This window comes from Shewanella canadensis, assembly GCF_003966225.1.
In the GTDB taxonomy this organism is placed as follows: domain Bacteria; phylum Pseudomonadota; class Gammaproteobacteria; order Enterobacterales; family Shewanellaceae; genus Shewanella; species Shewanella canadensis.
The window spans coordinates 16,396-41,566 of sequence record NZ_RXNU01000017.1 but is presented as its reverse complement, the minus strand read 5'-3'; the positions used below and the strand labels follow the sequence as shown (position 1 = coordinate 41,566).

The following is a 25,171-nucleotide window of genomic DNA, read 5'->3' as shown; positions in this document are numbered from 1 at the left end:
CACAAGGTTGAAAGAACTTTTAGGTTTCATTTGGCTTTTGTATTCTTGGATAAAGCTATGCTTTGGCTTAGCAGAACTGTTATCTATCGCCTCCTGCGGGGTTATGTGCAGGTAAGCTCTCGGGACGCGGTGAAGCCATCCGTGGCCGCTTCGCGAAAACGTCCCTGTTTTCGAGACCCTCTTGCCTACCTGCACTTGGTTATCAATCTCTTCGATTTGGCCGCATTCATTACATATATGATTTATAGATTATTGATGACCGATTTAGGTGTTTTCAGTGATGAGTCAATTAAACAGGCTATTCGCCTCACCAAATGAGGCGATTAAACCTTTTATTTGCCTCATGCCCAATTATCTCTTCGATTAATGACTTAAATTGTTTTAAACAGGATAGAAAGGTTCAATGTGTAAACCGGACAGATATTGCGTCAACGCTTCGCTCTCTTCAGTTTCGAACAGGGTAAAACTATGCTCATCGTGATAGATTTCCGGCTCATGCAATGAACCAAGATTGGCGGCAGTCACAATAGAGTAGCGACTCGCCCTGCTATTCTCCCGCTCCTCTTTACTCGGGTAATCGACCCAGAGGACCAAGTATTCCACCAAACTGTTTTGTTTATGATCAGAGCCACCATGATCTAAACCAGAGCTAGCATGACCTAAGCCCGAGTTTAGCTTAAACATAAAGCTAGGACAGGCCTCATCTTTCCAACTCTTATCCTCCAGATGCGGGAAGTCACCAAGCTCAAACCCCAGCTCAAAACCTTCACCAAACTCTTGTTTATATTGAAGCATAGAGAAACACCCAAGCGCTTTTCGATACTTAATTATAGTTTATGAAACGAGTGCCAACTTTAGTGTTGATAGACATATTCTAATATGTGGTTTCATGAACTCTTTAACTGTTTCAGCAACGCACTCACATTACAAATTAATATGTACGCTATAAAACTCATTTAAAATAAACTAATGAAATCAATAAAATAAAATGATAACTTAAAGCTTAACAGTAAAAATATAGGAAGGGTTTGTAATGACCAAACGCCGGGCATGGACTAGAGATGAGTTATTGATAGCCTTTTATCTCTATAACCAAATGCCTTTTGGTAAAATAAGTGCTAGAAACCCAGAAATAGTTAGAGTAGCTGAACTTCTAAATCGAACCCCATCTTCCCTTTCAATGAAAATGGCAAACATTGCCAGCTGTGACCCAGTAATAACAGCATCTGGACGAAGTGGTTTAAAAGGGGCTTCCAAAGCCGATAGAGATATGTGGGAAGAGATGTCTTCTGATTGGGAAACTTTTTATGTCAAAAGTTCTGAAGCATTCTTTAAAATAGCCCCAAAAAATCAAGATATTGAATCCGAAGATTACAATTTCACCGGACAGCATAGATTAATCCAATCAAAAGCGCGTATAGGACAAAATCAATTTCGCCAAATAGTACTCAGTTCTTACAATGATAAGTGTTGTATCACAGGGCTAGATATCCCCAACCTATTGATAGCTAGCCATATAATACCTTGGAGTGTAAATCCGAGCGAACGGCTTAACCCTAGTAATGGACTGTGTTTATCAAGTATTCATGATCGAGCCTTCGATCAGGGCCTCATTACACTCAATCCATATTTTGAAGTTGTTTTATCGAGCGAGCTTCTAAATAAAAACCAGCCATTTACCGAGCTATGTTTTGAACAATATGAAGGAAAAGCTATTACACTCCCGACCAAATTCATTCCAAAAGAAGAGTTTTTAGCGCATCACCGAAAAGAGATATTTAGACACTAGTTGAAAATACCTTTTTTCAATTAGCCCCTCCTTTATATTCCTATCTAAGAAACACCCTTCTTTTAGATACCCCGTGTAGGTAGGCAAGAGGGTCTCGAAAACACGGATGTTTTCGCGAAGCGGCCATGGATGGCTTCACCGCGTCCCGAGAGCTTACCTGCACATCCCGCTCCGGAGGTAATAAACACCAATGAAGCTATGGTTACTATTAATCTAACCAGCATCAAAAATTTATGCAGTAATTAAAACAGCGATGGACAGCTTCATCGTTCAAGCAAAAAGGCCATGGTTCCCCATAGCCAATCAAATATCCACACCGTCAGACAAACTAAATAATTATTTCAACATTGTTAACCGACAAAGCCCGGATTTGTGGACCTAGAAGATGCTAATAAGATAGAAGAATATCTAATTCAAACAGCATTTCTTGAATTTCTTACCACTCCCGCAGGGACAAGGGTCATTACGGCCTGGTTGAATATCGGCGATAAAAGGCTGTTGATTATCTAGAGCCTCAAAATACCTATCGTCGAGTTCCCTCGGTGTATTCATCAAATCATCGAAGACGGCCATAAGATCTTCATCATTCATCTCAGATTCCGCGTTGAAACCTGCCCACTGGCTAAGTGAATCAATTACATCATAATCGCCGCTTATCAGGCCACTTTCCCACTCTGAATAACCGATAGACTGATTATCCCAATCGATGATGCACTGGTTCTCAGCAGGGCCTTCGTCTATCAACTTGCTCTGTACATAGCTAACAAACTGGGAATGATACTGATTAAATTGATTGGAAATTAATAGATTAACCAGTTCAAAAAGGGCTATAGAGTGATTATTTGCGACTAGGTTTTCGATAAAGCCTGGAATGCTTTGATTAAGTGTCTCTCTATCAATTTGGCCAGTATGTAATTGAGAGAACAGTGCACTCAAGGCAGCCATCTTAACCATTTCGCCCGCTTGCTCTGAGTTAACCAAGAGACAAAGTTTCTCTGGGTTCCCTTGCGCCAAAATATAGTAAGCAGTGGAAAGATCTGAAGCGATAAAGTCACCGAGTAGGATCTCTAACGGACTATTACAGTCATCCTTGTTGGTTAGATTAATCAGGGAATCAAAACAACTACACTGCTTCCGGTCGACAATAAGACAGATGCCGAAGAAGAGAAGATTGGACTCTGGATCGGTCAATGCCTCTTTAGCAATAAACTTCTGTATCAACTCCTCGATAACAGGCAGTAACTCAGACCACTGCAGCCTGGCCGCCAACAAGGCTTCAACCGGAAGTTCTGTTAAGTCGCCACGACTCAGAGTGGTAATTATCTCATCTAATTTCATATAGCTTTCAAAGGTAGGAGGTGATTTGGTATATAGAGTAACAAAAGAGGAATCTAAAGCCCTAGTAAACTTGTTATGAAAACAGACAACATCGAAGAGATGATGCTTTACCAACAGGTGTGGAGCGGCTATGACCTTCCAAAGCTAAACAAAGTTACTTGCCAACCTTGTTAACCGACAAGGTCCTAAGCTCATTCAACCTTTATCTAAATTCCAATGCGCTTGCTCAAACACGACCTCAGCCTGAACTATCTCCTGTTTTTCCTGCTCTTCTATATAGGCAGAAATATCCTGATAAGTTAACCAAGAAGCATAGGCGATAATGCCGTAAACCATAAAACGAAACATAAGAAACACTCACTACTTTTAATCTGATAGACAAAATATATATCACATTAGCAATGAATAATACTGTCAATATGGTGTCGATTTTATTGGTTTTTTTCCCATTTTGACTGTCATAAGAGACAGTCAAAAAAGCAACCCGACGTCATTTTTTTGAACGTTTTTCATACACTATGTTAAAAACTATTATTAACGCTACCACGACGTAATTGCTCATAAAGTTTACTGTGAACATTTAGTTTTGGCTTGGTCTCCCAACTCGGTTTATTAACTCTCATCAGCAATCGAATGAGTTTAAATATCGAACAGTGACAATGAATTACAAGCATGAGTGAGTTATAGCGACAGATGGTATTAATCACTACAGCTTCTGCCGTTCAGCTTATTGATGGCACGCTCAAGCCAAGGGGACTAACGAAAATACACGGCTCATAGAGGCTTAGTGGCAATAGCCCGGAACCAGCCTGAGTCAGTTTTTCATAAAACAAAAAGTTATTACATGCTTAAAAAACAATCTAAGAACATCTATGTAAAAAGAGGGGAAAATAGGAAGGTGTCAATAAAACGGTCACTATTTAAATCTGCAACTCCCCCCAAAACAGGACGGAATAGAGCGTGTAACAGGATCAAAGTAAATAGAGTTGTAAACAGACCCTGACACCCACTGCAGGATTTAAAACCGGCATCACTTTTAAATTCTGCTTATCACTGTAGAATCCCCGCCCTTCTATCTAAACCTGTGCATTAATGATGATCGATCTCGCTATACTTCCCCTGTATTTGACTACTGTCGTTGCCCTCTTGCTGATCCCCGGGCCAGATATGTTACTTATTGCCAGTTCCAGTTTAAGTTACGGACGTAAGGTCGGCATTTTCGCCAGCTTAGGGAATGCGACATCCGGGTTAATGTTGACCCTGTTGGCAGCGATGGGCGTCTCGGCGTTGATCGCCATGAATCCGATGGCTCTGCAACTGCTGCGCCTATTAGGCGGTGCCTATCTGTTAAAGATGGGTTGGGATTGCATGCGAGCCGGACCCGTCGATGCACCGGAGGTAGCACAAGAAAATAATCTGGCTAAGACTCTCTATCGCCGCGCCGTATTCAGTAATCTGCTAAATCCTAAGGCCCTGCTCTTCTTCGTGCTGTTTTTACCTCAATTTGTCTCTTCTCAATTATCGGCAAGCTCAGGCGAACAGATGCTGGCATTGGGGTTACTGCTTAATGTGATGGGATTACTGTTTAATCTGCTGCTGGTGGCCATGGTTGGAAGTCTTGGAAAACCACTATTGAAAAATGAGAAATTCAGGGCTAATCAGAATAAGTTTATGGGTGTTATCTTCTTTGCGTTAGCTATCTGGTTATTGGCCTCTCAAGTTCAAACTATGAGCTAAATAGTACGATTGAGAAACCGGCACAGCAGCTGTGTAAACTTTGAAAATGATGACTGCGGAAGCGAATCTCCCGTAGTAGACGCCCTTTTTAAGCCGTTATTCCCCTCAGATACAACTCACACAAAGGCAAAACCTTAAAATTCTCCCTAAAGTTTCACGTGAAACTATTTTTTTTATTCTCGAACATGCCCTCATTTTTTGTCGATTTTGGTCGATATAGAACACACGGTGGGTGCTTCTCTTATCTCACTAATCCCCCAGCCTTAATGTTATCGAAAGAGATAAAAGAGATGAGAGGCAAATACATTCAAAACATCTTAATAAGTTGTATTAAAAAAAGTTATTTGTTAATGCTTTGTTGGGTTGAGTCTCTGTTCCCCCTTAAATAAAGCAGAAGTTCGTACGTTTGCCATCATTAAGATGGTTATTTAGCGTTCTACTTTTAGTCTATTTTCTTGTGTTCTGTCACGTGAAAAATGAAGAAAAACCAGATATTAGATCAAGTTAGCCTTAACACTCTTACCTGGGTTTTCTTCAAAAACAGCATCTATTGAAGTAAGATGTTTTCAAGCTGTAACAACAAATGGACTAAGTACTGTTTACTGTTAAAGCAATATAATTTGAGCCAGGATGGCCAGCCAACTATCACGCCAAATTTAGGATGATCATCATGAAAGAAGTCGCTTTCCGTTGGATAGACAAGTTTCTGGTAAATATAAAACTGCAGGAAAATTTCTTAATCCTGTTCTTCTCTTCGCTGCTGGCAATACTTATCGTTAGCCTAACCTTAATCAGTGGCGGACAAGATCAGCAAAATAAGCAGTTAAAGCAAGAAGTTCACTTGGTATCGAATCTGATATCCAAAACAGATTTAAGTCAAAGTGAGCTGTCCGGCATTCTCGCTAACAGCAACCTCCAGATTGGAAGTCAGGGGCAATTCGCCACAACCGTTCCCAATACGAACGTGACTCTAAGTGCCAAAGCGCTACCGGGATTTTTCTCTACCTTAGGCCTGGTCCATTACGCCATTATCCTGTTCTGTATCGGCCTCATCATCATGAGCTCCTATTACATTAAGACATTTATGGGTGGTGCACTCTTTAATATGTACGATGCTCTTAAGCGTCTGGCCGATGGCGATCTCGCATCCCGGATTGCATATGCGCCGGCGCGTAATGAATTCAACCTTATTGCTCAAACGATCGATAGAGTTTCGGAGCGTGAACATGTGTTGGTGAAAACCACTCAGGAAGCGATCGCCCTTATTCAACAGATCAGTTCTCAGTTACGTCAACGCAGTAATGAAAACGCCAAATTAACCAGTCAACAGCAAGAACGTATCGATTCACTGGCCAGTGCAACCGAACAGATGGCCTCCTCTATCCGTGAGGTGGCGAGTCATGCCCATGATTCTTCGACTCAAACCAGTGAGGCTACGCAAACCGCAACATTGGGACTATCTCAGGTAGAGTCGACTCAGGGAGCGATTAAAAAGCTGACCTCAGAAATTAATGCGGCATCCGGTGCCGTGGCAGATTTGGACTCGAGTGCCTCACAGATCGATGATGTGGTTTCCACTATTAACGCCATCTCTCAACAGACAAACTTACTCGCCCTCAATGCCGCTATCGAAGCCGCCCGAGCCGGTGAACAGGGACGAGGTTTTGCCGTTGTCGCAGATGAAGTACGTACCCTAGCCGGTCGAACACAAACGGCCACAGTAGAAATTCAGAAGATGATCGAAGCGCTGCAGAGTAACAGTCAGGGCCTTATTACTGTGATTGAGCAGACGGTCTCGGAGGCCGAAACCAGTGAGAAACTCATGGAGTCGGTGAGTAAGAACATCAGCGACATATCGAGTCAGAACCAATATATCGCCGATCGCAGTGTTGAAATTGCCGCCGCAGCCGAAGAGCAAGGCGCCGTGGCAGACAATATCGCCTCCGATGTGGATCTGGTGCGAGCAGGTTCTGAAAGTGTTGCCGTAATGGTTACTCAGACAGCCAGCGAGATCGAATCCTTAAACAGCCAAGCCGATGTGCTGGAAAATCTGATGAAAGATCTTAAGGTCTGATACCTATTTCTGATAACGATTAACGCTGTCGATCTCATTCGTGACTCGACAGCTTTTTATTAAAATCAATGTTATTACTTTCAATATCAGCGATGAAAGACAAGATACCTCCCCCCCGAAGATCACACTCATCCCCCCTTCCAATTGCCAGACTAAACCACACACTCCCCCTGTTGCGTATATAATAGAACAAGCATTCACACCACGATTAGCTTCATGTTAGATAAAAGCCGCCTAAGCCCAAGCCTGAACAGTGAAAAAAAATCAGCGCTGGATACAGAAAGAGAGATAGCTAAATTCGACGCATTAGCCAATGAGTGGCGCGATCCTAAAGGGAGATTTAAGCATGTCTTAGCCTTTAACCAGACAAGGTTGATCGCGATAGAGGATGCCATCGCCTACCATTTCGAAAGAGATCTTAATCAAGATGTCCCCTTTAGCGATCTATCACTGCTCGATATCGGTTGTGGTGCGGGCCTGCTTTGCGAACCATTAGCCTGGCAAGGTGCCAGAGTGAGTGGTATAGATGCCAGTAGCCACAATATAGCCCTTGCACGTCAGCATGCTAACAGTAACTTGGTGACCGTAGACTATCGGCATTGTTTAGCCGAATCACTATTAACCGCTGAAGATAAACAAATAAATGATATTGATCAGTATGATGTAGTACTCAATACTGAAGTAATCGAACATGTAGACGATCAAGAAGCCTTGATTCAAACCTGTTGCCAACTACTCAAACCGGGTGGATTACTGATCATGGCGACACTGAACCGCACAATAAAATCCTACCTGATAGGTATTATCGGCGCCGAATATTTGATGCGTTACCTGCCCATAGGGACTCACGATTGGCGTTTTTTCGTTACACCGAAAGAGATAGATGACATGATCACGCCTCACGGTTTACGTACCGTCAAAGCTGAAGGAATGAGTTTTAACCCTTTGACTAAGAAGTGGAAAGTGACCAATAGCACTGACGTAAACTACCTGCTATATGCGATAAAGAGCTAATACGTTCACGCTATTAATCTAATAGTTAGCACTTATAAGTATAGGTTTTCGTTTAAGTGCTTTGATTCTATTCAAAGCCAATCCAGTCCTTGCCTCACTCAGCCCATGCACTTTTCACAGGCCAAATTAATGGTTCTCACCTTAGTGAACTAACAATGCCTTGCCCCCATTTACACATCTTAAACAGCAATCCGCTTAGTAAAAATCGGCTTTTACCTTATGATTAGCGCAAACATAACGCAGATCGTAACGACATATTAGATAGATTAGTGTCGATAAGACGCTTTATATAAGTATTAAATCGCTCAGTTGAAGATGAGATCAGGAACATATATGGCAAAAATAGAACTTTTAGTGGGCACTACCTTAGGTGGAGCCGAATATGTAGCAGATGAATTGGCGGCTCAGTTGACCCATTTGGGACATGAGAATCAGATCCATTTGACCCCAAAACTCACCGATTTGGACCCTGAATCTTTGTGGTTGATCGTATCAGCGACACACGGAGCGGGCGATCTACCAGACAATATTATGCCCTTTTACGATGAGATCGCAGTTCAAAAACCCGATCTTAGCCAGACAAAATTTGCCATTTGTGCCATCGGCGATTCAAGTTACGACACTTTTTGTATGGGACCTGAAAAACTGTCAAAAGTGCTGGAGGAATGCGGTGCACAAGTCTATGTGGATAAGATCCAGATCGATATTCAATACGATCATATTCCAGAAGACCCCGCACTGGCTTGGTTAACTCAATGGCAAGATCAACTTTAAGATCGCCAGCCAATAATAACTATAGGATCAATGCACAGATTAGATCTACTTTATCCACATATTACGATCTCAAATGATAAATATGTGGATAACCTATTATTTTGATCTGATCAACTCCTGTATTAATCAACACCCGATCGGGTCAATGATCCACCTTGTGGATAAGTAGGCGATCTATCCCCAAGCTTAATTTGGTTTGATCGCTAATAGAGCACAGGATCTGATCGTTTTTAAGTATTGATTATAAAAAGGAAAAAACGCTTACCCACAGAAAAGTGCTCCCTTAATAGTAAGAATAATAAAGGATCTATATAAAGATCTTAAGATCTATTAAGCAGATCCTTACTCGATCTGAGCAGTGAAATTGATCTTTCACCTGACACGGATCAAATGCTAAAATACGCAGCTCAAAATCACAGTTTGTTCGTTACCGACTAAAGTTTAAATTTAAGGTTTACTAATGCATTTTCATGAACGGTTCGATGTAATTATTATCGGTGGTGGTCATGCCGGTACTGAAGCTGCGTTAGCTGCAGCCAGAATGGGATCTAAAACCCTACTGCTGACGCATAACATCGATACCTTAGGACAAATGTCTTGTAATCCAGCCATTGGTGGGATCGGTAAAGGACATTTGGTAAAAGAGATTGATGCCTTAGGCGGAGCAATGGCAATTGCCACTGACTATGCAGGTATTCAGTTTAGAACACTTAATTCCAGCAAAGGCCCGGCAGTACGAGCAACACGTGCTCAAGCAGACCGAGCTTTGTACCGAGCTAAGATCCAGGAAATACTTCAAAACCAACCAAATTTAAGACTATTCCAACAAGCTGTAGACGATCTTATTGTTGAAAATGGCAAGGTTACTGGTGTGGTCACCCAGATGGGACTGGCCTTCGAAGCGCCGGCTGTCGTGTTGACTGCAGGGACTTTCCTTAGTGGTAAAATTCACATAGGGATGCAAAATTACAGCGGTGGTCGAGCAGGAGATCCACCATCGATCGCTTTGGCAGATCGATTGCGTGAACTACCGATCCGGATCGGACGCTTAAAAACGGGTACACCACCAAGAATTGACGCTAATACCATTAATTTTGATTTGATGGCTGAACAGAAAGGCGATACCCCATTGCCTGTCATGTCGTTTATTGGTGATGTGAGTCATCATCCGCGTCAGATCTCCTGTTTTGTTACCCATACTAACGAGCGAACTCACGATATTATTCGTGGTGGATTAGATCGAAGCCCCATGTACTCGGGGATTATTGAAGGTGTCGGGCCACGTTACTGCCCTTCTATCGAAGATAAGATCAATCGTTTTGCTGACAAGAGTTCACATCAGATCTTTATTGAGCCGGAAGGCTTAAATACTAATGAGATCTACCCTAACGGTATCTCTACAAGCTTACCTTTTGATGTTCAATTAAATTTAGTACGTTCAATCAAAGGCATGGAGAATGCAGAGATCATTCGACCTGGTTATGCCATCGAATACGATTATTTTGATCCCCGGGATCTGAAAAACTCTTTAGAGACTAAATCTATTCAAGGTCTGTTCTTTGCCGGACAGATCAACGGCACGACCGGTTATGAAGAAGCTGGTGCCCAGGGATTATTGGCAGGCATGAACGCTTCACTGCAGGTTCAGGGCAAAGAGAGCTGGTGTCCTCGTCGTGATGAAGCCTATCTTGGTGTCTTAGTCGATGACCTATCGACGCTGGGTACTAAAGAACCTTACCGTATGTTCACCAGCCGCGCGGAGTATCGTTTATTACTGCGTGAAGACAATGCCGATCTGCGTCTGACCGAGAAGGGTCATGAACTTGGATTGGTCGATGAAGATCGCTGGACTAAATTTAACGAGAAGCGAGAGTCTATAGAACTGGAACTTCAACGTTTAAGAAGCCAGTGGGTTCATCCTAACTCGGCATTGCTCGATGTATTAAACCCTGAGCTGAATACCCCTATCTCTCGTGAAGCAACATTTGAAGATCTACTTCGCCGTCCAGAGATGGATTATCCGAAGTTGATGAGCTTAGAGGGATTCGGTCCGGCACTCGAAGATCAACGTGCTGCAGAGCAAGTTCAGATACAAGTTAAATATTCGGGTTATATACAGCGCCAGCAAGATGAGATCGATAAAGCGATAAAACATGAAACGACAGGTTTGCCGTTAGATCTTGATTATCAGGAAGTTCCAGGTCTTTCAAACGAAGTAATCGCTAAGCTTAACGATCATAAGCCTGAAACAATAGGTCAGGCCTCGAGAATTTCGGGAATGACGCCTGCTGCGATCTCTATTTTACTGGTCCATCTGAAGCGACGCGGTCTATTACGTAAAAACCCTTCTAAAAGCTAATTTATTTGCCTGTAAGGGAAGCCAAAGCCCATTTATATTGGCTTTTAGCGCTTCCCTTAGTGTTTTCTGGGCTTCATAATGTCAACAGTTTCGATTTTCGTACGTTATTAAGGATTAATCCTGTGTTATCTGCCCAATTAGATGAGTATCTGGCTGAAATGAATCTGTCTGCAACCGAGCAGCAGAAAAAACAGCTTATTGGTTTTGTTGAGATGCTCAACAAGTGGAATAAGGCCTACAATCTGACGTCGATTCGTGATCCGCAGCAGATGCTGATCAGACATATCATGGATAGCTTAGCCGTTTCACCACATCTTGTGGGTGAACGTTTTATCGATGTCGGAACGGGACCGGGTTTACCAGGTATTCCTCTGGCCATTATGAATCCGGATAAAACCTTCGTCCTGTTAGACAGTTTAGGTAAGCGGATCCGCTTCCAAAAGCAGGTTCAGCATGAGTTAGGCATTAAGAATATCAGTTCGGTAGAGAGCCGGGTCGAGGCTTACCAGCCCGAGACAAAATTTGATGGTGTCTTGAGTCGTGCTTTTGCATCGATTGAAGATATGCTGCATTGGTGTCATCACCTTCCGACTAACAATGGATGTTATTACGCCTTGAAAGGTCAGCTTGCAGAAGATGAAATGGAAAAACTTCCTGAAGAATTTGAAGTTACCGATGTGATTGAGCTCAAGGTACCTTGCCTGGACGAGCAGCGACACCTATTGAGAGTTATCAAAAAATAGCGATAAAGTTGCATTTTTTAAGTGGTTCAAGCAGTTTGGTATGGGTTTCAATAGTGTCGATTATACGAACGAGACATACGGGGTGGTATTGTGGGTAAAGTGATTGCCGTGGCTAACCAAAAAGGTGGCGTCGGAAAAACAACAACTTGTGTGAATCTTGCGGCATCTCTGGCCGCCACTAAGCGCAAAGTGCTGCTGATCGATCTCGATCCCCAAGGTAATGCGACCATGGGAAGTGGTATCGATAAATATAGTGTCGAAAATACGGCATACGAATTATTGGTCGATGAGAAATCTTTTGACGAAGTTGTGTATAAAGATACCTCTGGAAAGTATGATCTTATTGCCGGTAACGGTGACGTTACCGCCGCTGAGATCAAACTTATGGAGTTCTTTGCTCGAGAAATCAGGTTAAGAAATGCATTAGCCCCGATAAAAGACGATTATGATTTTATTTTTATCGATTGCCCGCCTTCATTGAACATGCTGACAGTCAATGCTATGTCTGCTGCAGACTCTGTTCTGGTGCCTATGCAGTGTGAATATTATGCTCTGGAAGGCCTGACGGCGCTGATGGATACCATAAGTAAGATTGGTGCCATGGTGAATCCTGGTCTGCATATAGAGGGGATCTTACGCACCATGTACGATCCACGTAATCGATTATCTAACGATGTATCGGACCAGCTTAAGCAGCATTTTGGCGAAAAGGTTTACCGAACCGTTATTCCCAGAAATGTCAGGTTAGCCGAAGCACCAAGTTTTGGGGCTCCGGCAATGTATTACGATAAATCCAGCGCAGGAGCTAAGGCTTATCTTGCTCTGGCTGGAGAGATTATTCGTCGTGCCGAACAGCACGAACAGGTTGAGCAAGTTTAAACAAAGGCAATGGAAATGACAGTAAAAAAACGCGGTTTGGGCAAAGGTTTAGATGCATTACTCAGCACTAGCCACGCGGCAAATAGTAAGCTAACAGCAAGTGAAGTTACTGATAAGTCAGTTAAAAATGATGACTTATTGATACTTGACGTTGACCTTATGCAGCCTGGAAAGTACCAACCTCGTAAAGATATGTCTCCAGAGGCACTCGAAGAGCTTTCTGAGTCAATAAAAGCCCAGGGAATTATCCAGCCAATTGTTGTTCGTAAGATATCTCCCGAGATGTTTGAGATCATTGCCGGAGAACGTCGTTGGCGCGCGGCTCAGTTAGCTAAGCTTGATAAGGTTCCTTGTATTGTAAAACAGGTACCCGATGAATCGGCTGTAGCCATTGCGCTGATTGAGAATATTCAACGTGAAGACCTCAATGCGATGGAGGAAGCAATAGCGCTTCAACGCTTAATGGAAGAGTTTAATTTAACCCATCAACAGATCGCCGGAGCCGTGGGTAAGTCCCGTGCTACTGTCTCTAATCTACTACGTCTGAATGGTCTTAATGAGCCTGTAAAGCGTATGCTGGAATATGGTGATATCGATATGGGCCATGCCCGCGCCTTGCTTGCTATTGAAGGTGACGAACAGACAACTATCGCAAGATTAGTGGCCGCGAAAGAATTAACTGTTCGTGAAACTGAACGATTAGTGACTAAAACACTAAATCCGCCTAAAACTGTAGATAAACCTGCAAAAGATCACGATGTTGCCCGCCTCGAAAGTCAATTAGTCGAACGTCTAGGTGCGAAAGTTTCCATTACCCACAATAAAAAAGGTAAAGGAAAATTGGTAATAAACTATCAAGATCTCGCTGAATTAGACGGTATTATCGACAAAATCCGCTAAAAAACTGACGTTAACGTCATATTATGTAATTTTGTGACATGTGTTAAATTCACGGTTTTGCATATTTGGCGCTAGATCACGCTAAAAGACTCGATTTTCCTCAGCTTAAACTTGCTTTGAAGGCCTGAAAAGGTATACTTTCGCAAGCTTTTTTGTCGCTATAGATGATCCGGATATTTGTCATCCGGTCATCGAAACAATAAAGCGTAAATGCGGAGAAGGTAAATTGAGTAAGGTTTTAGCACGTCGTGGCCGGTGGTCTGCCTATAAATTGGTTTTGATGCAGGCGGCGGTGGCTGGGGGTGCTTCAGTTTTCTTTTTCGCCATGTGGGGGGTTCAGTCTGGTCTGTCTGCCTTGGCAGGTGGCGCTATCGCTGTACTTCCTAATTTTGTATTCGCAACCCTCGCTTTTTCCCATACGGGAGCAAGTTCAGCAGGAAAGGTCATGAAGACTTTTTACTGGGGGGAAGCGGTAAAGTTGCTGTTAACCATAGCTATGTTCTCGCTAGTGTTTATCAATTTTAAGATTGGCTTTATGCCTCTTTTTGTTTGTTACACCTTAGCGTTAATTGTGCATTGGACGGCTCCTTTATTTTTCAAGCAAAGTAAAGTGGGATGAATCATGGCTGCAACTGGTGAAGCGTTAACACCGCAGGGCTATATCCAGCACCACCTTACCAACTTAAGTGTTGGTGAAGGCTTCTGGACATGGCATATTGATTCGTTGCTCTTTTCGGTTGGGCTTGGTGTTCTGTTCTTATGGCTATTCCGTAGCGTTGGAAAGAAGGCAACTACAGGTGTTCCCGGCAAACTTCAGTGTTTTGTCGAGATGATCATTGAATTTGTCGACTCTAGCGTGAAAGAAACCTTCCATGGCCGCAATCCTGTTATTGCTCCGTTGGCATTAACTATTTTTGTTTGGGTATTCATGATGAACTTCATGGATATGGTTCCAGTTGACTGGATCCCATCACTGGCAGCTGCTGCTGGTATCCCTTACATGAAAGTTGTACCAACGACCGACTTAAACATTACCTTTAGCATGGCTATCGGTGTGTTCTTGCTGATTATTTACTACAGCATTAAAGTCAAAGGCATTTCAGGCTTTGTTAAAGAGCTGACTATGCAGCCTTTTAACCATTGGGCAATGATACCCGTCAACTTCTTGCTAGAAACCGTAACTCTGATTGCTAAGCCAATTTCATTGGCATTGCGTCTGTTCGGTAACTTATATGCAGGTGAGTTGATCTTCATTCTTATTGCGTTGATGTATGGTGCTAACATGGCGTTATCTGCCCTAGGTGTAACATTACAACTAGGTTGGTTAATTTTCCATATTTTGGTTATTACTCTACAAGCGTTTATTTTCATGATGCTGACAATTGTTTATTTAAGCATGGCGCATGAAGATCATTAAGAATTGCTGAAGAAATTTTTTAGCTAAATCAAAAACTAACTAGATTTAGAATATTTGGAGATAGAGATGGAAACTGTTCTAGGCATGACAGCTATTGCTGTTGCTCTGCTAATTGGTATGGGTGCACTAGGTACCGCTATCGGTTTTGGCCTGCTAGGTGGTAAGTTCTTGGAAGGCGCTGCGCGTCAACCAGAAATGGCTCCTATGCTACAAGTTAAAATGTTCATCGTTGCTGGTCTTCTTGATGCGGTAACTATGATCGGTGTTGGTATTGCATTATTCATGCTTTTCACCAATCCACTAGGTGCAATGCTGTAATAAACGCTTCTGTCTTTAATTTAAATAGGAGGCTGTTGTGAATATCAACGCTACCCTACTCGGTCAGACGGTTGCCTTTATTATCTTCGTGTGGTTCTGCATGAAGTTTGTTTGGCCCCCTTTGATGAATGCCATCGAAGAGCGTCAAAAAAGGATTGCCGACGGTCTAGCTGACGCTGACCGTGCCGTAAAAGACCTGGAGTTGGCTCAGTCGAAAGCAACTGACCAACTAAAAGACGCCAAAGCTACTGCTAACGAGATCATTGAGCAAGCGAACAAACGCAAAGCTCAGATCGTCGATGAAGCAAAAGCCGAAGCAGATGCTGAGCGCGCTAAAATTATCGCTCAGGGTCAAGCAGAAATTGAAGCTGAACGTAATCGCGTTAAAGAAGACTTGCGTAAGCAAGTTGCTACTCTTGCCATTTATGGTGCTGAGAAGATTCTTGAGCGTTCGATTGATGAAGCCGCCCACAGTGACATAGTTAATAAACTTGTTGCTGAACTTTAAATAAGGAGTTTGAGTTATGGCTGAAATAACCACCATCGCTCGTCCTTACGCAAAGGCAGCGTTTGATTTTGCTATTGAAAACAATGCAGTTGATAGTTGGGCAGAGATGCTGAACTTCGCGGCTATGGTAAGTGAAAACGAAACCATTAAGCCACTGCTTGCCGGCGGATTAGCCAGCAATAAGCTTGCCGAACTCTTTATTGGAGTTTGTGGTGAGCAGGTCAATGAGCAAGGTCAAAATCTGTTAAAGGTAATGGCTGAAAACGGTCGTTTAGAAGTACTACCTGCTGTGTCTCAACAATTTGTTGAGCTATGCAATGAGTGGGCAAAAGAGATTGAAGCTAATGTAGTTTCAGCTGTTGAGCTTACTTCAGAGCAGCAACAGGAAATTAGTGTTTCTTTAGAGAAACGTCTCGCACGCAAAGTTAAGCTGAATTGCAGCATAGATGCCAGCCTGATAGCTGGTTTAATTATCACGGCAGGTGACTTAGTCATAGATGGCTCGGTCCGCGGAAAAATTTCGCGTCTGTCTGATACTCTGCAATCGTAATTGGGAGTTTGAGCATGCAACTGAATTCCACTGAAATCAGCGATCTGATTAAACAGCGGATCGAGCAGTTCGAAGTCGTTAGTGAAACTCGCAACGAAGGTACTATCGTTGCAGTTAGTGACGGCATCATCCGCATCCACGGCCTAGCCGATGTGATGCAAGGTGAAATGATCGAGCTGCCTGGTAACCGTTTTGCAATCGCGTTGAACTTAGAACGTGATTCTGTCGGTGCCGTAGTAATGGGCCCTTATGCCACTTTGGCAGAAGGCGACAAAGTAAAAACAACAGGCCGTATTTTGGAAGTCCCTGTTGGTAACGGTCTATTAGGACGTGTTGTCAACACATTGGGTGAACCAATTGATGGTAAAGGACCTATCGAACACGATGGTTTCTCACCTGTTGAAGTAATCGCACCAGGCGTTATTGAGCGTAAGTCAGTAGATCAACCAGTGCAAACTGGTTATAAAGCTGTTGACTCTATGATCCCTATCGGTCGTGGACAGCGCGAATTGATCATTGGTGACCGTCAAATCGGTAAGACCGCTTTGGCGATCGATGCAATTATCAATCAAAAAGATTCAGGCATTAAATGTGTATACGTAGCTGTAGGGCAAAAAGCTTCTACAATCGCTAACGTGGTACGTAAGCTTGATGAGCACGGCGCTTTGGCGAACACCATTGTTGTTGTTGCTACAGCTTCTGAAGCTGCTGCACTACAATACTTGGCTCCATACTCTGGCTGTTCAATGGGTGAGTACTTCCGCGACCGCGGTGAAGATTCACTTATTGTCTATGATGATCTGTCTAAGCAAGCAGTTGCTTACCGTCAGATTTCATTGTTGCTAAAACGTCCACCAGGACGTGAAGCATACCCAGGTGATGTATTCTATCTTCACTCTCGTCTGTTAGAACGTGCTTCACGTGTTAACGCTGAGTATGTTGAGAAGTTCACTAAAGGTGAAGTTAAAGGCCGAACTGGTTCTTTGACTGCTCTACCGATTATTGAAACTCAAGCGGGTGATGTTTCTGCTTTCGTACCGACTAACGTAATTTCGATTACCGATGGTCAGATCTTCCTTGAAACTGACCTATTTAACTCTGGACTACGTCCTGCTGTTAACCCTGGTATTTCTGTTTCTCGTGTTGGTGGTGCAGCGCAGACTAAGATCATCAAGAAACTGTCTGGTGGTATTCGTACCGCACTAGCACAGTATCGAGAGCTTGCAGCGTTCTCACAGTTTGCATCTGACTTAGATGATGCAACTCGTGCTCAGCTTGAGCATGGTGAGCGTGTTACCGAACTAATGAAGCAAAAGCAATATGCTCCTATGAGTATTGCCGATCAGTCTGTGTCTCTTTTTGCAGCTGAAAAAGGTTACTTAAAAAGTATTGAGCTAGCTAAAATCGGTGATTTCGAAGCGTCTCTGCTCTCTTTCATGAACAGCGAGCATGCTGAGCTTATGAAGACCATCAACGATACTGGTAGCTACAATGCCGATATCGAAGGTGAGTTGAAGGCCAGTCTCGATAAGTTCGTTGAAACTCAAACCTGGTAAAAACAGAGGTGTCGTAAGGCGCCTCAGGTCCAGATTGGAGAGTTAAGATGGCCAACGCTAAAGAGATTAAAACCAAGATCGCGAGTGTTAAAAACACTCAGAAGATCACGTCTGCTATGGAAATGGTTGCCGCGAGTAAAATGCGTAAAGCACAAGATCGCATGGCAGCTAGTCGTCCATATGCAGAAAATATGCGTAAGGTGATCGGTCACGTGGCGCAAGGTTCTCTCGAGTATAAGCACCCCTATTTAGAGGTGAGAGAGGCCAAGCGGGTTGGTTACATTGTTGTATCAACCGACCGTGGTCTTTGTGGTGGTCTGAACGTCAACCTTTTCAAAAAGGTTGTCGCAGACGTGAAGAGCCAGCGAGAGCAAGGCGTAGAAGTTGAATTCTGCCCCATTGGTGCTCGCAGTGTACAGTTCTTCAATAGCTTCGGCGGACAGGTATCTGCATACGCTTCAGGTTTAGGTGATGCTCCAAAGCTCGCTGACTTGATCGGAACAGTACGGGTCATGCTACAAGCATACAACGAAGGTAAATTGGATCGTCTGTATGTAGTATTCAACAGATTTGTGAATACTATGAGTCAGACTCCAGTGATCGAACAGCTGCTACCGTTGCCTAAGTCTGAGGTTGATGAGGTTTCTCATCACTGGGACTACCTATACGAGCCAGATCCAAAAGAACTTTTGGAAACTTTACTGGTACGTTATGTGGAGTCGCAGGTTTACCAAGGTGTTGTTGAGAATCTTGCATCTGAGCAAGCCGCCCGTATGGTTGCTATGAAATCTGCAACTGACAACGCTGGTGATCTTATTAATGACTTGCAGTTAGTTTATAACAAGGCCCGTCAGGCTGCGATTACGCAGGAACTTTCGGAAATTGTTGCAGGCGCTGCAGCGGTTTAGGTTAGGTAACGAATACAAGTTTTAGAGGATTAATCATGAGCACAGGTACTGTTGTCCAAGTAATTGGCGCGGTTGTGGACGTTGAGTTTCCACATGATGCCGTACCTCAGGTATATGACGCTCTAGAGATCAAAAGTGAAGGCTTGGTGCTGGAAGTTCAGCAGCAACTAGGTGGTGGTGTAGTTCGTACCATCGCTATGGGTTCTTCAGATGGTCTGCGTCGTGGCCTTGAGGTTGTTAACTCTGGATCACCAATTACTGTTCCGGTTGGGGAAAAAACCCTTGGCCGTATTATGAACGTATTGGGTGAGCCAGTGGATGAAGCGGGTCCTATCGGTGAAGAAGATCGCTATGTGATCCACCGTGAAGCTCCTTCATATGAAGATCAGTCAAGCTCCACTGAACTTTTAGAGACTGGTATCAAGGTTATTGACCTTGTATGTCCATTCGCTAAGGGTGGTAAAGTTGGTCTGTTTGGTGGTGCTGGTGTTGGTAAGACCGTCAACATGATGGAACTTATTAACAACATCGCAAAAGCACACTCTGGTTTATCAGTTTTTGCCGGTGTAGGTGAGCGTACTCGTGAGGGTAACGATTTCTACTACGAGATGGAAGATTCTGGCGTTCTCGATAAAGTGGCCATGGTATATGGTCAGATGAACGAGCCTCCAGGAAACCGTCTACGTGTGGCACTGACTGGTCTGACTATGGCCGAGAAGTTCCGTGACGAAGGTAAAGATGTTCTTTTCTTCGTTGATAACATCTATCGTTACACCTTGGCGGGTACTGAAGTATCTGCACTGCTAGGCCGTATGCCATCAGCAGTAGGTTACCAGCCAACATTGGCTGAAGAGATGGGTGTACTTCAGGAGCGTATTACATCGACTAAGACAGGGTCTATTACCTCTGTTCAAGCCGTATACGTACCTGCGGATGACTTAACGGATCCGTCACCAGCAACAACCTTCGCTCACTTAGATGCGACTGTTGTATTGTCACGTAACATTGCTTCTCTGGGTATCTACCCAGCGGTTGACCCATTGGATTCGACTTCACGTCAGCTGGATCCACAGGTTGTTGGCCAAGAGCATTATGATGTTGCTACAGGTGTACAGACTCAGCTACAACGCTATAAAGAGCTTAAAGATATTATTGCGATACTTGGTATGGATGAATTATCTGATGAAGATAAGACAACTGTATTCCGTGCTCGTAAGATTGAAAAATATCTTTCACAGCCTTTCTTCGTTGCAGAAGTATTCACCGGTTCTCCAGGTAAGTACGTTTCTCTTAAAGACACCATTCGTGGCTTTAAGGGTATTCTAGATGGTGAGTTCGATCACCTTCCAGAGCAAGCGTTCTACATGGTTGGTTCTATCGACGAAGCCGTTGAGAAAGCTAACAAAAAATAACTAAGTATTCTGCAGTTATGTAGAGTAATAGTTTAAAGGAGAACGGATGGCAGCCATGACAGTACAACTTGATATAGTAAGTGCAGAAAGTCGCATATATTCAGGCCTTGTAGCACACCTACAAGTAACCGGTTCAGAAGGTGATCTAGGTGTTATGCCTGGTCACGCGCCACTACTGACACATATCAAACCTGGCATGGCACGCATCGTCAAGCAAGATGGAAGTGAAGAGGTGTTTTATCTTTCGGGTGGTATCCTGGAAGTTCAACCTTTTTCTGTTTCAGTATTGGCTGACGTCGTATTGCGTGCCGATGAGATTGACGAGCAAGCAGCTGTAGAAGCTAAACGTCGTGCAGAATCTGCCTTGGCAGATGCGGGCGCTGACTTTAACTACGCAGCAGCAGCAATTGAGTTAGCTCAAGCTATCGCTCAATTACGCGTTGTCGAAACCATCAAGAAAAACATTGCCAGATAAGGTTATTGTTTGATGAAAAAAGGCGAGCATCGAAAGATGGTCGCCTTTTTTGTGTCTGGCCAAAAATGTTCCAGACATTTATGGGCATTCCCTCCGTCCTTGGAGGTCAGAACACTTATGTACTTCTGTATAACGGAAAGGCCATGGATGGGTAGAAATTTACGTTGTTTTTTAAAGAAGGACGCTTGCTGCGCAAGCTGTAGGGACGGGCTTTGCCCTGTAAGACGCTTCGCTATAAGGATGTTCGCTTCGCTCACTGTAAGTAAAAAGCCATTAGCCAACTTGTTGGTGTCCACCAGCTTGCTTGCAAGCGTCAATCAGGCGTAGCCGTCGTCTTTGCCTTCTATCTTCTATTAGCCAACTCGTTGGCGTCTACCAGCTTGCTTGCAAGCGTCGATAAGGCGCAGCCGTCATCTTTGCACTCTATCTTCTATTAGCCAACTCGTTGGCGTCCATCAGCTTGCTTGCAAGCGCCAATCAGGCGTAGCCGTCGTCTTTGCCTTCTATCTTCTTCGCTTTTCCGTTAAAATCAGCGCACAAATTAGACCTCTTCATCGAATTTCATCAGCTTTTAGCTCAAGGATAACTCCATGGCATTGAACGTAGTGATTTTGGCCGCAGGCAAGGGAACCCGCATGCGCTCAGATCTACCTAAAGTTTTACACCCTATCGCACATAAGAGCATGGTTCAGCATGTTATCGATACTGCCCACTGTGTTGGGAGTGATGCGATTCAGTTGGTGTATGGTTATGGGGCTGAGAAGCTGCAGAGTGTGTTAGGTGAGCAGCAACTAAATTGGGTGCTGCAGGCCGAACAGTTGGGTACGGGTCACGCGGTGGCTCAGGCTAATTCAAATATTGCTGATGACGATACTGTGCTTATTCTTTACGGTGACGTTCCGCTTATCCAGGCATCTACACTCGATGCACTTCTTGCTGCCCGTGAAGGTAATGGTCTGGCTATTCTTACGGTTAACCTGCCTAACCCAACGGGTTATGGGCGCATAGAGCGTGAGGCAGGTAAAGTTGTTGGTATCGTCGAGCAGAAAGATGCCAGTGCAGAACAGTTGGCTATCAATGAGATCAACACAGGCATAATGGCCGCACCAGGTAAGCAGCTTAAAGCCTGGCTTGGTCAGTTATCGTCAGATAATGCTCAAGGTGAATATTACCTTACCGATATCGTTGCCATGGCCCATAAAGATGGTATTGAGATCACTACGGCTCAACCTGAGTCGGCTATTGAAGTTGAGGGGGCTAACAACCGGGTTCAGTTGGCTCAACTAGAACGTGCTTATCAGGCTCGCGCCGCAGAAAAACTTATGCTCGAAGGCGCCAATCTCAGAGATCCTGCAAGGTTGGATATTCGCGGTGATGTCACCGTTGGCATGGATGTGATGATAGATGTAAACGTCATCATTCAGGGTAAGGTCACAATAGGAAATAACGTGACTATTGGTGCAGGTGCTATCCTTATGGATTGTGAGATCGGTGATAATGCTGAGATTAAGCCTTACTCTATCGTTGAGAATGCCAAGGTCGGTATCGAGGCAAGCGCAGGCCCATTTGCACGTCTTCGTCCGGGGGCGGAACTAAAGCGTGATGCTCACATAGGTAACTTCGTCGAGATGAAGAAAGCCGTGTTAGGTGAGGGTTCAAAGGCGGGCCATCTTGCCTATATTGGCGATGCGCAGATAGGTTCCGGAGTGAATATTGGTGCGGGTACTATTACTTGTAACTATGATGGTGCTAATAAACACTTGACTGTGATTGAAGATAATGTATTTGTCGGCAGCGATACTCAACTTGTGGCTCCTGTGACTATCGGTAAGGGGGCGACACTCGGTGCCGGTTCTACCATCACAAGTAATGTAGCTGAAGGTGAGCTGGTTATCACCCGGGTTAAACAGCGTCACCTGAGTGGCTGGGCCAGACCGGTTAAGAAACCTAAAAGTTAAGCCCTGACAGATTAAGCGAAGCGACCCGAATGGGTCGCTTTTTTGTTTTAAATACGCAGAAAACCCTGCCAGAAGTATTGTCATCAGATCTCGATTTTCAGTTAATAATTTCGTTAAGTTAGTACTCGATCACCTACCTTTGTAAATTTCCGTAAAGAAACTTAAATAAAAACGATTCTCATTTATATTGCAGCCAACATTTGTTTGGTATCCATTTTTGAGGTTGACCATGTCGTTCAAGAGATCATTTAAGTTTTCATCTATCAGTGTCGCAGTTCTGTCTGCACTTGCCACTATTCCGGCTATTGCCGAGCAGCAAACTGGCGAGCCGGGTATCGCTAATATTGAGCGCATTAGTATCACTGGTAGTAACTTCAATGATTACAAGGTCGGTAGTGCTTCGGGAGCGATGCGCGGCGATATCAGCCTTATGGATACCCCACAATCAGTGACAGTCATTCCCGATTTTGTCACCGATGAGCAGCTTGCAACAAACCTTTCTGAAGTCTTAGTGAACGACTCCAGTGTCACCGGTGGTAGTGAGAAGTGGAACCGTCAGGTGTTTAACATTCGTGGTTTCGAACTGTCTTCAGGTTCCGGTTATCTGATTAATGGTCAGCAGCAGTGGTCTCACTATGTGCAGCCGATTGAAACACTGCAACAGGTGGAAGTACTCAAAGGTCCATCGAGTATGTTGTATGGTCAATCCGGCCCCGGTGGTTTGATCAACATGGTCACTAAGAAACCGACTTATGACACTATGTTTGAACTTGGTTTCGATACCGATGAGCATGGCTCGACTCGTTATCAGTTGGATGCCGGTGGCAGCCTGAATGAAGATCAGACAATCCGTTACCGTACTGTGCTGGTTAAGCAGGATACACAATACTGGAGAGAGTATCAGGATGGCTCTAATCAGGAACGCGATCGCTGGTTAGGTTACCTGAATCTTGAATTTGATATCACCGACGACCTGCTACTGTCGCTTAAGTATGACCATACCCAAGACAAAACCGGCATAGATACTGGCGGTTGGTTAGACAGCAGCGGTGACTTGATCGGTGGTAGCGATATTATCTGGGATATGCCTTGGGCCTTTACCGACAATACTATCAGCAATATGGGCGCTGATATTGTTTACCATATCAGTGATGACTGGAAGGTGAAGGCGGGCTATAACGATCAGCAGTTTAACCGTCAACGTTTAGATTCATCGCCTCAATATGCAGAAGATCCATTTACAAATGGTTATACGGTAAAGCCTTTCGACCGTTATGACGATTGGCAACATAAGACTAGTTATGTCGACTTTGTAGGTAACTTCTCGACCGGAGGGTTAGATCATCAGTTCCTGCTTGGTGCAAATATGTTGGATTATTTTTATCAGCAAACAAAGGTGAAGGGGGATTCAATCACGGTTATCCCTGGTCAGCCCATTGATAATCCCGGTCTCGATTACCACCAAGGAACACCTGGGACGCCGTCAGAATATAAGCATTATGGCTTCTACATTCAGGATTTAATATCTATCAATGATGAGTGGCAGGTGCTTGCCGGCGTTCGTTACGACGAGCAGAAGAAAGAGGGGGCGGGTAATAATAGCTATGCCGTCTCGCCTAAGTTTGGTGTTATCTACTCGCCGGCATCAAACGGTAGCATCTACGTTAACTACTCTAAGAGCTTCACACCTCAGGGAATCGTTAATGACGAAGATGACGTTAACAATGGTACAAACCTGGATCCTGAGTATGGTGAGCAGTATGAGATTGGTACTAAGTGGGAGTTATTCGACGGCAGCCTACTGTTAACCGGTGCAGTTTTCGATATTACGGTGTCAAATGTCACGGTTACTGAAGACCTTATTACACCGAATCCCAATGGCAAAACCAGCATTACTACTCAATCCGGTGAGCAGCGTCATAAAGGTTTCGAGATGGGCGCACAGGGTCAGGTGAGCGATAAGTGGTTCCTGACGGGTTCTATGATGTATCTGGATGCCGAATACCAGAGACCAGAGAGTAATAGCTTGAATGGTAAGACACCAGTTGACGCACCCGAGTGGTCGGCTAACGTCTGGACTCGTTATGAGATGACCGATGACTTAGCACTAAACTTCGGTGCCATCTATGTGGGTGAGCGTTTCGCTAATACCGACAATACTATCTCGAAAGATGGCTACGTGCGTTTCGATATGGGCGCAGCCTATAGCATGGATGTGATGGGCAGTGATGTGAGTGTTCGCCTGAATATCAAGAACCTGTTTGATGTCGACTATCTGGCCGGTGGTACACATAAAGATGTCACCGTAGGTGAAGGACGTCACTTCGGCCTGGCATTGGAAGCTAAGTTTTAAGCCTGAAGCTAAGGTTTAAAGAAGCTCTAAAAATGGTTAAAAGAGAATAGCGAAAGCCTCTATCTTAGATAGGGGCTTTTTTTTGCCTGATTTTCATACTTAATTTAAC

At 44.0% G+C, this 25,171-nt stretch carries 23 protein-coding genes; 20 read left to right on the top strand and 3 right to left on the bottom strand.

The annotated features are described in order from the left end of the window. Positions 1–381 precede the first annotated feature (381 nt). Positions 382–795, bottom strand: coding sequence for a hypothetical protein (locus EKG38_RS21565; protein WP_126523044.1), 414 nt, complete (start codon positions 793–795; stop codon positions 382–384). 238 nt (positions 796–1,033) lie between these two features. Between EKG38_RS21565 and EKG38_RS21560 the strand changes: the two genes are divergently transcribed. After that, the gene (locus EKG38_RS21560; RefSeq protein ID WP_126523042.1) at positions 1,034–1,789 is read left to right on the top strand and encodes an HNH endonuclease; all 756 of its coding nucleotides are present in this window, start codon (positions 1,034–1,036) and stop codon (positions 1,787–1,789) included. Between the two features lie 408 nt (positions 1,790–2,197). Here EKG38_RS21560 and EKG38_RS21555 read toward each other — a convergent pair whose 3' ends face one another. Then, positions 2,198–3,127 (bottom strand): DUF1186 domain-containing protein, encoded by a 930-nt coding sequence (locus tag EKG38_RS21555; protein WP_126523040.1) that lies wholly within the window; start codon positions 3,125–3,127, stop codon positions 2,198–2,200. Between the two features lie 195 nt (positions 3,128–3,322). Beyond that, positions 3,323–3,475: a hypothetical protein gene (locus EKG38_RS25010; RefSeq protein WP_185826931.1), complete on the bottom strand. Its 153-nt coding sequence runs from the start codon at positions 3,473–3,475 to the stop codon at positions 3,323–3,325. 744 nt (positions 3,476–4,219) lie between these two features. On the opposite strand from EKG38_RS25010, the gene EKG38_RS21550 reads away from it, so the two are divergent. The 19 genes from EKG38_RS21550 (at position 4,220) to EKG38_RS21460 (ending at position 25,062) form a co-directional block, all read left to right on the top strand. Then, positions 4,220–4,864: a LysE family translocator gene (locus tag EKG38_RS21550; protein WP_126523038.1), complete on the top strand. Its 645-nt coding sequence runs from the start codon at positions 4,220–4,222 to the stop codon at positions 4,862–4,864. Between the two features lie 670 nt (positions 4,865–5,534). Further along, positions 5,535–6,938: a methyl-accepting chemotaxis protein gene (locus EKG38_RS21545; protein ID WP_126523036.1), complete on the top strand. Its 1,404-nt coding sequence runs from the start codon at positions 5,535–5,537 to the stop codon at positions 6,936–6,938. A 216-nt stretch (positions 6,939–7,154) separates the two neighbouring features. Next, a complete protein-coding gene (ubiG, locus tag EKG38_RS21540) occupies positions 7,155–7,952 on the top strand; it encodes a bifunctional 2-polyprenyl-6-hydroxyphenol methylase/3-demethylubiquinol 3-O-methyltransferase UbiG (RefSeq protein WP_126523034.1) in 798 nt (265 codons plus the stop codon). Between the two features lie 333 nt (positions 7,953–8,285). Continuing rightward, entirely contained in the window at positions 8,286–8,726 is a 441-nt protein-coding gene (gene mioC, locus EKG38_RS21535) for an FMN-binding protein MioC (RefSeq protein WP_126523032.1), read from the top strand. A gap of 460 nt (positions 8,727–9,186) precedes the next feature. Continuing rightward, entirely contained in the window at positions 9,187–11,085 is a 1,899-nt protein-coding gene (mnmG, locus tag EKG38_RS21530) for a tRNA uridine-5-carboxymethylaminomethyl(34) synthesis enzyme MnmG (RefSeq protein ID WP_126523030.1), read from the top strand. A 122-nt stretch (positions 11,086–11,207) separates the two neighbouring features. After that, complete coding sequence (rsmG, locus tag EKG38_RS21525; protein ID WP_126523028.1) at positions 11,208–11,828, top strand: 16S rRNA (guanine(527)-N(7))-methyltransferase RsmG; 621 nt, start codon at positions 11,208–11,210, stop codon at positions 11,826–11,828. 90 nt (positions 11,829–11,918) lie between these two features. Continuing rightward, positions 11,919–12,707 carry a ParA family protein gene (locus EKG38_RS21520; protein WP_126523026.1) on the top strand — a complete coding sequence of 263 codons (789 nt, stop codon included), beginning with the start codon at positions 11,919–11,921 and terminating at the stop codon, positions 12,705–12,707. A 15-nt stretch (positions 12,708–12,722) separates the two neighbouring features. Beyond that, the gene (locus EKG38_RS21515; protein ID WP_126523024.1) at positions 12,723–13,607 is read left to right on the top strand and encodes a ParB/RepB/Spo0J family partition protein; all 885 of its coding nucleotides are present in this window, start codon (positions 12,723–12,725) and stop codon (positions 13,605–13,607) included. 226 nt (positions 13,608–13,833) lie between these two features. Then, positions 13,834–14,226, top strand: coding sequence for an ATP synthase subunit I (locus EKG38_RS21510; protein WP_012144821.1), 393 nt, complete (start codon positions 13,834–13,836; stop codon positions 14,224–14,226). A gap of 3 nt (positions 14,227–14,229) precedes the next feature. Then, positions 14,230–15,024 carry a F0F1 ATP synthase subunit A gene (atpB, locus tag EKG38_RS21505; RefSeq protein ID WP_012144820.1) on the top strand — a complete coding sequence of 265 codons (795 nt, stop codon included), beginning with the start codon at positions 14,230–14,232 and terminating at the stop codon, positions 15,022–15,024. Between the two features lie 66 nt (positions 15,025–15,090). Next, on the top strand, positions 15,091–15,342 hold the full coding sequence (atpE, locus tag EKG38_RS21500; protein WP_011639455.1) for a F0F1 ATP synthase subunit C: 252 nt from the start codon (positions 15,091–15,093) through the stop codon (positions 15,340–15,342). A 37-nt stretch (positions 15,343–15,379) separates the two neighbouring features. Then, positions 15,380–15,850 carry a F0F1 ATP synthase subunit B gene (atpF, locus tag EKG38_RS21495; RefSeq protein WP_012144819.1) on the top strand — a complete coding sequence of 157 codons (471 nt, stop codon included), beginning with the start codon at positions 15,380–15,382 and terminating at the stop codon, positions 15,848–15,850. A 16-nt stretch (positions 15,851–15,866) separates the two neighbouring features. Continuing rightward, the gene (gene atpH, locus EKG38_RS21490; RefSeq protein ID WP_126523022.1) at positions 15,867–16,400 is read left to right on the top strand and encodes a F0F1 ATP synthase subunit delta; all 534 of its coding nucleotides are present in this window, start codon (positions 15,867–15,869) and stop codon (positions 16,398–16,400) included. 14 nt (positions 16,401–16,414) lie between these two features. Next, positions 16,415–17,956, top strand: a complete 1,542-nt coding sequence (atpA, locus tag EKG38_RS21485) for a F0F1 ATP synthase subunit alpha (protein WP_126507819.1) — start codon at positions 16,415–16,417, stop codon at positions 17,954–17,956. Between the two features lie 47 nt (positions 17,957–18,003). Next, on the top strand, positions 18,004–18,864 hold the full coding sequence (atpG, locus tag EKG38_RS21480) for a F0F1 ATP synthase subunit gamma (protein WP_126523020.1): 861 nt from the start codon (positions 18,004–18,006) through the stop codon (positions 18,862–18,864). 35 nt (positions 18,865–18,899) lie between these two features. Continuing rightward, positions 18,900–20,276 carry a F0F1 ATP synthase subunit beta gene (atpD, locus tag EKG38_RS21475; protein WP_126523018.1) on the top strand — a complete coding sequence of 459 codons (1,377 nt, stop codon included), beginning with the start codon at positions 18,900–18,902 and terminating at the stop codon, positions 20,274–20,276. Between the two features lie 46 nt (positions 20,277–20,322). Continuing rightward, positions 20,323–20,751, top strand: a complete 429-nt coding sequence (locus tag EKG38_RS21470; protein ID WP_126523016.1) for a F0F1 ATP synthase subunit epsilon — start codon at positions 20,323–20,325, stop codon at positions 20,749–20,751. Positions 20,752–21,341: 590 nt separating this feature from the next. Continuing rightward, positions 21,342–22,709, top strand: coding sequence for a bifunctional UDP-N-acetylglucosamine diphosphorylase/glucosamine-1-phosphate N-acetyltransferase GlmU (gene glmU / locus EKG38_RS21465; protein WP_126523014.1), 1,368 nt, complete (start codon positions 21,342–21,344; stop codon positions 22,707–22,709). A 229-nt stretch (positions 22,710–22,938) separates the two neighbouring features. After that, entirely contained in the window at positions 22,939–25,062 is a 2,124-nt protein-coding gene (locus tag EKG38_RS21460) for a TonB-dependent receptor (protein WP_126523013.1), read from the top strand. The last annotated feature ends 109 nt before the right edge of the window (positions 25,063–25,171 follow it).

Bases quoted from the DNA above. Each gene is read 5' to 3' on its own strand.
- EKG38_RS21565 (WP_126523044.1), bottom strand. From the start codon at position 795: ATGCTTCAATATAAACAAGAGTTTGGTGAAGGTTTTGAGCTGGGGTTT.
- EKG38_RS21560 (WP_126523042.1), top strand. From the start codon at position 1,034: ATGACCAAACGCCGGGCATGGACTAGAGATGAGTTATTGATAGCCTTT.
- EKG38_RS21555 (WP_126523040.1), bottom strand. From the start codon at position 3,127: ATGAAATTAGATGAGATAATTACCACTCTGAGTCGTGGCGACTTAACA.
- EKG38_RS25010 (WP_185826931.1), bottom strand. From the start codon at position 3,475: ATGTTTCGTTTTATGGTTTACGGCATTATCGCCTATGCTTCTTGGTTA.
- EKG38_RS21550 (WP_126523038.1), top strand. From the start codon at position 4,220: ATGATGATCGATCTCGCTATACTTCCCCTGTATTTGACTACTGTCGTT.
- EKG38_RS21545 (WP_126523036.1), top strand. From the start codon at position 5,535: ATGAAAGAAGTCGCTTTCCGTTGGATAGACAAGTTTCTGGTAAATATA.
- ubiG (WP_126523034.1), top strand. From the start codon at position 7,155: ATGTTAGATAAAAGCCGCCTAAGCCCAAGCCTGAACAGTGAAAAAAAA.
- mioC (WP_126523032.1), top strand. From the start codon at position 8,286: ATGGCAAAAATAGAACTTTTAGTGGGCACTACCTTAGGTGGAGCCGAA.
- mnmG (WP_126523030.1), top strand. From the start codon at position 9,187: ATGCATTTTCATGAACGGTTCGATGTAATTATTATCGGTGGTGGTCAT.
- EKG38_RS21515 (WP_126523024.1), top strand. From the start codon at position 12,723: ATGACAGTAAAAAAACGCGGTTTGGGCAAAGGTTTAGATGCATTACTC.
- atpB (WP_012144820.1), top strand. From the start codon at position 14,230: ATGGCTGCAACTGGTGAAGCGTTAACACCGCAGGGCTATATCCAGCAC.
- atpE (WP_011639455.1), top strand. From the start codon at position 15,091: ATGGAAACTGTTCTAGGCATGACAGCTATTGCTGTTGCTCTGCTAATT.
- atpH (WP_126523022.1), top strand. From the start codon at position 15,867: ATGGCTGAAATAACCACCATCGCTCGTCCTTACGCAAAGGCAGCGTTT.
- atpA (WP_126507819.1), top strand. From the start codon at position 16,415: ATGCAACTGAATTCCACTGAAATCAGCGATCTGATTAAACAGCGGATC.
- atpG (WP_126523020.1), top strand. From the start codon at position 18,004: ATGGCCAACGCTAAAGAGATTAAAACCAAGATCGCGAGTGTTAAAAAC.
- atpD (WP_126523018.1), top strand. From the start codon at position 18,900: ATGAGCACAGGTACTGTTGTCCAAGTAATTGGCGCGGTTGTGGACGTT.
- EKG38_RS21470 (WP_126523016.1), top strand. From the start codon at position 20,323: ATGGCAGCCATGACAGTACAACTTGATATAGTAAGTGCAGAAAGTCGC.
- glmU (WP_126523014.1), top strand. From the start codon at position 21,342: ATGGCATTGAACGTAGTGATTTTGGCCGCAGGCAAGGGAACCCGCATG.
- EKG38_RS21460 (WP_126523013.1), top strand. From the start codon at position 22,939: ATGTCGTTCAAGAGATCATTTAAGTTTTCATCTATCAGTGTCGCAGTT.